Origin of the sequence: Brumimicrobium sp. (assembly GCF_048268645.1) — a bacterium.
GTDB lineage: Bacteria > Bacteroidota > Bacteroidia > Flavobacteriales_D > Crocinitomicaceae > Brumimicrobium > Brumimicrobium ulvae.
The window spans coordinates 1-8,474 of record NZ_JBLWVE010000031.1; the positions used below are offsets into that span (position 1 = coordinate 1).

At 38.1% G+C, this 8,474-nt stretch carries 6 protein-coding genes; 3 read left to right on the forward strand and 3 right to left on the reverse strand.

Features of this window, described 5'->3' with window-relative positions; all coding sequences use genetic code 11:
- Both ACN0U3_RS14055 and ACN0U3_RS14060 read right to left on the reverse strand, forming a co-directional pair.
- Positions 1–389, reverse strand: a 389-nt coding sequence (locus ACN0U3_RS14055) for a hypothetical protein (RefSeq protein WP_417266719.1), incomplete at its 3' end; no start/stop codon positions are given.
- Positions 390–645: 256 nt separating this feature from the next.
- Entirely contained in the window at positions 646–2,808 is a 2,163-nt protein-coding gene (locus ACN0U3_RS14060; RefSeq protein ID WP_417266720.1) for a S46 family peptidase, read from the reverse strand.
- 277 nt (positions 2,809–3,085) lie between these two features.
- Here ACN0U3_RS14060 and ACN0U3_RS14065 point away from each other — a divergent pair, with 277 nt between their 5' ends.
- The 3 genes from ACN0U3_RS14065 (at position 3,086) to ACN0U3_RS14075 (ending at position 8,155) form a co-directional block, all read left to right on the forward strand.
- Entirely contained in the window at positions 3,086–3,544 is a 459-nt protein-coding gene (locus ACN0U3_RS14065) for a DUF4168 domain-containing protein (protein WP_417266721.1), read from the forward strand.
- A gap of 403 nt (positions 3,545–3,947) precedes the next feature.
- Complete coding sequence (gene dinB / locus ACN0U3_RS14070) at positions 3,948–5,165, forward strand: DNA polymerase IV (protein ID WP_417266722.1); 1,218 nt, start codon at positions 3,948–3,950, stop codon at positions 5,163–5,165.
- A complete protein-coding gene (locus tag ACN0U3_RS14075; RefSeq protein ID WP_417266723.1) occupies positions 5,165–8,155 on the forward strand; it encodes a DNA polymerase III subunit alpha in 2,991 nt (996 codons plus the stop codon). The genes dinB and ACN0U3_RS14075 overlap by 1 nt, the downstream gene beginning before the upstream one ends.
- A gap of 160 nt (positions 8,156–8,315) precedes the next feature.
- Here the strand turns inward: ACN0U3_RS14075 and ACN0U3_RS14080 are convergent, their stop codons facing one another.
- Positions 8,316–8,474: a T9SS type A sorting domain-containing protein gene (locus ACN0U3_RS14080; protein WP_417266724.1), complete on the reverse strand. Its 159-nt coding sequence runs from the start codon at positions 8,472–8,474 to the stop codon at positions 8,316–8,318.

The window sequence follows — 8,474 nt, forward strand, 5'->3', positions numbered from 1 at the left end:
GGTTTGATGGCGAATTCCAATATTTTTTTGAGTTGAGAAATGGGTGCAAAGTTGTATGCCCTGTATTTTCTCTGCGCTATTTTGATTCTGGCGATATTTCGGTAGTACATTTCATCGCCAAAATACATCAATAGAAGCGTTTTAATGGAATCCTTAATTACATATTTAGGAAGGCTTCTGTTTTTTTCGACATATATTACCAAAGCCATTTTACGGGAAGATTTGTAGATTTCCACGATGTCAAAATACACTTCATAAATAACAGTATCCTCTCCCAAGAAAGGATGTTTGTTACAAAGTTCCATAAGATTTCCCTCCCAAGGCATGATCCCGTTATGAAATGACCATCCGCTATCGTAGGGTGCAGTGACAAGTATTTCTGTGACCAATTTTTTTAGTTGTAATCGGCCTTTTGCAATAAAATGCAAACGGGGTGGCTGTCCGAGCTCGACTAGGGTAAAAAAAGTCTCTACTTCTAATTGAGTTTATATGTCAAAAAAAACCACGAATTCACGAAAATAAAAACTTATAATTCGTGTATTCGTGGTTTATTAATTTAGGATTGATTTTTTTCCATTAGCCATTAGCCATTAGCCATTAGCCATTAGCCATTAGCCATTAGCCATTAGCCATTAGCCATTAACCTTATTTCTTCCTCTTAGACTTTCCTTTTTTAGGATGTACAAGCTTCATTTCGTCAATCAGGTTTGTGGCGCCGGCGTATTTATCAACGATAAAAAGTACGTATCGAATATCAACCATAATGTTTCGCGATAAAGATGGATCGTAGTAATAATCGCTCATAGTTCCTTCCCAAACACGGTCAAAGTTCAAACCTATCAGGTTTCCGTGGGCGTCAATTGCTGGACTTCCAGAGTTTCCACCTGTGGTGTGGTTGGTTCCGATAAAGTTTACAGGGATTTTACCGTTTTCGGCATAAGGTCCGTAATCTTTACTGTTGTATAAGTCGATAAGCTTTTGAGGCACGTCGAATTCATAATCGCCTGGAATGTATTTTTCCATAACTCCGTCTAAGTGGGTTACAGGCTCGTAATAAACGGCATCGGCAGGAGAATATCCTTTCACTTGTCCGTAGGTTACACGCATTGTGCTATTGGCATTAGGGAAGATTCTAGCATCCTTCGGACTAAGTTCTAACAACGCTTTCATATAATCACGCTCTAGGCCAGAAATATTCAGTCTTAATGCTTCATAGTCTGGAGCAATTTTAGTGAAATAAGCATCGGCCATATCTCTAGCAACTTGATATCCAGGGTCCTTTTCTAGCTTAGCCATAACGGTTTCAGCATCGCCTTCTAATAAAGATTTAAACGATTCAAAATTTGTAAATGCTGAGTTGCTATATACATCTTCAGTCAGCCTTTCTACATCCATGTTTTTAAATGAATCAGGTAGAAAACGTTCGTCAACTTTTTCAGCATATAACGCGATAAGAACTTCAAAAACGTCTTTATCAACTTTGCTGCTATAGTCTTTATACTTTACATTCATAGAAGCAATCAGGTTGTCTCTTCTGTCGTTAAACGATTGTTCCCCGCGATTTTCGTATGCTTGTTTCAATTGATAGACTTGGAATGCAGTGGTAAGTAACTCTACATTTCGCAAGGCGGTTTCTAAAAAGTATTCTCGAGCTAGGGAATAAGGCTCTATCTGAGTATAGTACGTTTCAAACTGAGGCAATAGATTTCCATATTCCGCTTGCTTGCCTTTCTTTTTCATTTGTGCAGTAAGGTCGCGCTCTTGATCCTTTTTAATGCCAACAGCATTCGATTTTGTTAAACCAAGGGTTTCGCCTCTCCATTTTTTCCAGTAGTTCGCGATTCTAGCAAACTTAGAAGCATATTGAATTTTAATCTGCGGATCGGCACGCATATATTCGTCTACAATTGCCAAAGCCGCATCACGAATAGCGATTCGCGCTGGGTTGATGGTTTCTACTATTTGCTCTAAAGCTACCGATGGCAAGTACTCGTCTGTAGATCCTGGAAAACCAAAAACCATTGTAAAATCGCTTTCAGCTACACCGTCCAAGGAAATCGGTAAAAAGTGTTTTGGAGTGTATGGCACATTGTCTTCGGAGTATTCTGCAGGGTTGTTATTCTTGTCTGCGTAAATTCTGAATAAAGCGAAATCACCTGTATGTCTAGGCCATACCCAGTTGTCAGTATCGCTTCCAAACTTCCCGATAGAAGAAGGTGGCGCGCCTACCAAACGAATGTCTTTAAAGGTTTCAACTACAAAAAGCATGTATTGGTTGCCTTCGTAAAAAGTTCGAACTCTGTTTTCTTGGTATTTTTCTTTAGGTGAGTTTTGTACTACCTTGGCAATGTTCGCCTCAATGATTCCTTGCTTGTCAGCTTCACTCATTGCTGAGGTTGTCCCTTCCAAGATTTTTTCGGTCACATCTTCAATTTTGATAATAAAAGTAGCGGTAACACCAGGGTTAGGCAATTCTTCCTTCAGGCTTTTTGCCCAAAATCCGTGTTCAAGATAGTCGCTTTCTAAAGAGGAATGCTTCTGAATTTGAGAATATCCACAGTGATGGTTTGTAAGTAAAAGTCCTTGGTTACTAATCATTTCACTGGTACAGCCACCGTTAAAGTGCACAATGGCATCTTTTAGACTGGAGTTGTTAACGTCGTAAATATCTTGGGCAGACATTTTCATACCCAGATTTTTCATTTCTGTTTCGTTCATCCCGTCTAAAAGTGAGGGGATCCACATACCTCCTTGCTGAGCAAAAAGAGGGACTGATAAAAAGATAAAGAGAAGGCGTAATAATTTCATATAAATCGTTTTTTGATAATTGCTTGCAAGATAACAATACGGAAGGGAAAACGAAATCGAAAACGAAAACGAAATTCAATTATAGCTTAAGTCAGTTTTTTTAAAATTATAATTTAAAGTTAAGGTTTCTTATTTAATTGGTCAGGAAATCTCATACACTTAGTTTTGAAGCTTAGAGATTTAATTTTTTGGAGTTAAAAAGGTGTGTTTTTTGAAGTCTATTAAGTTATTCAAGTCTCTATTAAACTAAATAGTATTAAAAATTTAAAATTCAATTATGTTTAAATCGTTAAAATTAAAAACCCTATTCTTGTTTGTAACTGTTTTAGGTTCAGTAGCCTCATTCGCACAAGAAAATGAAGTGAGTGATGCTGAGTTGAACAAGTTTGCTGATGCATACATAAACATGCAAATGCAAAATCAAGAAGCGCAACAAGAAATGATTGCCATTATTCAGAATGAAGGTTTGAAGGTGGAGCGTTTCAGTGAAATTGATCAAGCTACTATGGATCCTAACAAGGAAAGCGATGCTACTCCTGCCGAGCTGAAAATGCACGCCAATGCTACCGATAAAATGAAGAAAATGCAGCCTGCATTAGAGAAAAAAGCTATTGAAGGAATAGAGTCTAAAGGACTAACATTTGAGCGTTTTCAAGAGCTCGCGACAGTAATTCAGCAAGACCAAAGTTTGCAACAGCGCCTACAAGATATTTTGATGAAAAGTCAAGGGCAGTAATTTATTGCTTAATATTTTAAATCTCAGGGAAGTCGTTTTGGCTTCCCTTTTTTTTTGGTCTCAAATAGAGTTAAAACTATGTGCTTTAGTGCACCTCGTTTTCCCCGAATGACTCGGGGCTAAAAAGATTTACCACGAATCTCACAAATTATAACGAATTTACTCGTTTCTTGAACATGTGGGTGCAAATGATTCTCTGTCTATTTCACGAATGTAGTAACTGCCTGCCAAGGCGCGACAAATCTGTTTTAAAATAATTCATAGTGGTTTATTTAAGAATTGTGACTCAGGCGTAGGAAAGGGTATTGGTTTACATCCTGATGGGTAGTATTATTTTTTCCAAGTACAAAACTTTAACTCGGATTATTTCCTTGCAATTGGAATTATTCCATAGTTTTGTAATATGCAAAACAAGTCCATACTACATCTCGATTTAGATACATTTTTTGTGTCGGTAGAGCGATTGCTAAACAGCGAGCTGCTTAAAAAGCCTGTATTGGTAGGGGGTACGGGGAATCGTGGGGTTGTTGCGGCTTGTAGTTATGAAACCCGAAAGTTTGGAATACGTTCTGGAATGTCTATGAAAATGGCACGGCAACTATGTCCTCAAGCCATCGTGATTCGAGGGAATTCGGGAACCTATATGAAGTATTCCAGTCTAATTACGGATATAATCCGAGACACCGTTCCTGTATTTGAAAAAACAAGTGTAGATGAGTTTTATGTAGATTTAACGGGAATGGATCGCTTCTTCGGCAATTACAAGTTTGCCACAGAACTTCGCAAAAGGATTATTAAAGAATCTGGTTTGCCCATTTCTTTCGGACTTTCTCAAAATAAAATAGTTAGTAAGGTTGCGACAGGAGAGGCAAAGCCCAACAACCAGCTTAAAATAGATAACGGTTTCGAAAAAGCTTTCTTGGCTCCTTTACCCATTCGTAAAATTCCTATGGTTGGCAAAGCTTCGGCTCAAACTTTAATTCATTTAGGAATTGACCGCATAAAACTAATACAAGAAATGCCTGTGGAAATGCTTATTTCCGTAATGGGGAAAAATGGGCAAACCATTTGGAATCGCGCCAATGGTATAGACAATACGCCTGTTACTCCCTATTGTGAGCGCAAATCGATTTCCAACGAACGCACCTTCAATATGGATACGATTGATGTGCAAAAACTTCGCGATACCCTTATTGCTATGGTCGATACGCTTTGTTACCAATTGCGATTGGGCAATAAAATGACGGGATGTGTTTCAGTAAAAATCAGGTATTCCGATTTCCAAACCTATAACAAGCAAATTCGAATTCCCTACACCAGTGCAGACCATATTCTCACGCCAGTGGTTATGGAGCTTTTCAATAAACTTTATAACAGACGGATTTTAGTGCGATTAATAGGCGTAAAGTTTTCACATTTGGTGGGTGGGCATTATCAAATCAGTCTTTTTGACGACAATGAAAAAACATTAAATCTATATAAGTCTTTAGACCATATCCGAAATCGTTTTGGAGCGGGAAGTATAATGAAAGCGTCCACACTAGATGTTCGCTCTGTAATCTCTGGGCGCAATCCATTTGATGGCGAGCCTCCCGTTCTGTTAGCACATAGACAGCAATAATGTACACGAACTGCCATACATATTACTCGTTGCGCTATGGGGTGCTTTCGGTACTCCAATTGTTGGAGTTGGCAAAAAAAAACGCTGTTGAACAATTGGCGCTTACCGATATAAATAGTACTTCGGCTTGTTTGGAATTTATACGAGGAGCAACCAAAGAAAACATTAAACCCATTGTGGGTGCCGATATCCGTAACGGAAACACTCGGTGTTACGTTTGTTTGGCAAAGAACAATCACGGGTATTTGGAGATAAATCAATTTCTTACCCAACACTTACACAGTCATAAGGAGTTCCCAGAAATTCCACCTTCATTTTCAGATGTTATTACCATTATTCCTTTTGAAAAAGTACTGGAGTTTGAATTGGAAACATTTGCGCCCAATTGGTACATCGGGATTTCTGTAACAGAACTGAACAAGCTGAAGTTTTCACACCTCAAATCGCACACAGATAAGTTGGTGTTATTGCAACCCGTAACCTTTTGCAATCAAGTCCATGTCAATATTCACAGGCTATTACGCTGTATAGACCTTAACATTGTCTTGAGTAAATTGCCAGAAGCAGAACAGGGAGCTACAAAAGATAAAATGTATTCCTTAAAGGAACTTGACAGCTTGTTTGAGGGTTTTGAGCATATATTGTCCAATACGCAAGCAATTTTAAATACCTGTACAATTGACTTTAAATTTGATGAGAAGCGAGAGAATCAGAATCAAGCTACTTATTTAGAAAATGCTGAAGCAGATTACAATCGGTTGATAGCTTTGGTTGAAGAACGAATAGAATCTCGTTATAAAACCGTCGATTCTAAAATCACCGAGCGTATTGAAAAGGAACTCAATGCCATCCGTCAGATGGATTTTGTGTCTTATTTTCTCATCAATTACGATATTGTTCAATATGCAGTTAAAAACGATTATCCTTACATAGGTCGGGGGAGTGGTGCCAACAGTGTGGTAGCTTATGTTTTGGGAATTACCAATGTAGACCCCATAGAACTCGACCTTTATTTTGAACGTTTTATAAACCTATATCGTTCTTCTCCCCCCGATTTTGATATCGATTTTTCGTGGAAAGATAGGGACGATGTAACCCGTTATATTTTTGAACGGTTTCCTAACACAGCTTTAATGGGGACGTATGTAACCTTTCAATACCGCGCTGTTATTCGCGAATTGGGAAAGGTGTTTGGACTGCCCAAAGCAGAGATAGACGATTTTATTAAAGGCGACAAACAGAATAAGAAAAACGACCATTATTTTAAATTGGTTTTAAAATATAGCAAGCTTATACATGGGTTTCCAAATTATTTGAGTGTGCATTCTGGCGGGATTGTTATTACTAAAAATCCTGTACAAGCCTATTGCGCCACCTTTATGCCTCCAAAAGGTTTTCAGACTTTACAAATTGATATGCACATTGCAGAAGCTGTAGGTATTTTCAAATTTGATATTCTCGCACAACGGGGACTTTCAAAAATTAAGGATGCCATCGAACTCATAAAGGAGAACCAACCTAATGCAACCATTAAAAACATTGATGATACCGCCCCTTTTAAAAATGATCCAGCAATTAATGACTTACTGAAAGTGGGGGATTGTATGGGCGTGTTTTATGTAGAATCGCCTGCCATGCGCACTTTGATGACGCGGTTACAAACTCAGGATTATTTAGGGCTTGTCGCAGCTAGTTCTATCATTCGTCCAGGAGTTACAAACGGAGGAATGAAAAACACCTATATAGAACGCCATCGCTTTCCCGAAAAACGAACAGAAGCACATCCCGTACTTATGGAAATAATGTCCGATACTTATGGCGTGATGGTGTATCAAGAAGATGTTTTAAAGGTAGCGCATTACTTTGCTGGTCTTAGCTTGGCGGAAGCAGATGTATTGCGAAGGGGAATGAGTGGCAAGGGCAGGAGCAAGGAACAGTTTGATGCACTAGAGAAAAAGTTTTATGAAAACTGTAAAGCGAAAGGATACACTCCAAAAGTAATTGAAGAAGTCTGGGATCAAATCAAAGCCTTTGCTGGTTATGCTTTTGCGAAAGGGCATTCGGCTTCCTATGCAGTAGAAAGTTATCAGAGTTTATATTTAAAAAAGTATTTCCCTTTGGAATTTATGACTGCGGTGCTAAATAATGGCGGCGGATTTTACAATATAGACACCTATATCAACGAAATATTCAGATGTGGAGGTATCGTTGAATCCCCTTGTATTAACAATAGCGACCACGGTAATTGCATAAAAGGAAAAACGGTCTACTTAGGTTTTGGAATGACAAAAAACTTGGAACACAGAAGTGTCCAGAAAATACTTAATGAAAGACAAATGTTTGGCTTCTTCAAAGATTTCAATGACTTTTTGGATAGGTGTAAACTCGGTTTGGAGCAACTGTTATTACTCATTCGTTTAAATGCTTTTAGAAGTTTAGAACCCAACAAACACAAGTTGATGTGGTTTGCGCATCTTAGCCATCATTCAATAAAAAATAAAGAACTTCAGCCTCAATTATTTAAAGCCAAAAGAGTTGATTATAACTTACCGACATTAAAAAGCGAACAGATTATTGATGCCTATGATAATTTAGAACTATTGGGGTTTACGCTTCACGATGATTTCAGATTTATAAAACCAGGCGAATATTCCATAAGCAACGCAAGAGATTTAAAGGACTTTGTAAACAAACAAATTACAATTCTCGGGAAATTAGTAACCTCAAAAACCACCAAAACTTCTAAAGGGGATTATATGGCATTTTCCACATTTCTAGATAGAGAAGGTAAGTGTTTTGATACAGTTCAGTTCCCAAAAGTAATGGCAAAATATCCCTTAGCAGGAATAGGTGTCTATTGGATTAAAGGAACTGTTAGTGAAGATTTGGGCTATTATGCAATAACAACCACCCAGATCGTCAAAGTACCTAGACTTCCAGACCCAAGATTCGCCGAGGAACAAAAAACTCAGAAATCGGTTTCGAGTTGAGTCGCTAAGATGTTGGGTTACTAGAGTTATTAAATTACTGTTTACTGACTCACCGTCCCTTCTAAACAAAAGAAAAGAACCCATTACAGGTTCCTTTCCCTTCTTATTAAAAAATAATTTATATTTCCGTTTGCGTAAATGCAAATGGAAGTTTCTGTAATTACTCTTTTATTACTCTAAACGTATGAGCTTCGCCACCGTGTTTAAGAGTTACAAAATAAACACCAGAAGCCATGTTGATAGCCATAGGTACAGTTACTGTATTAGCACTGCAATCTAAAGTCTGCTCGTAGATGCTTCTTCCTGTCAGGTCGCTAAT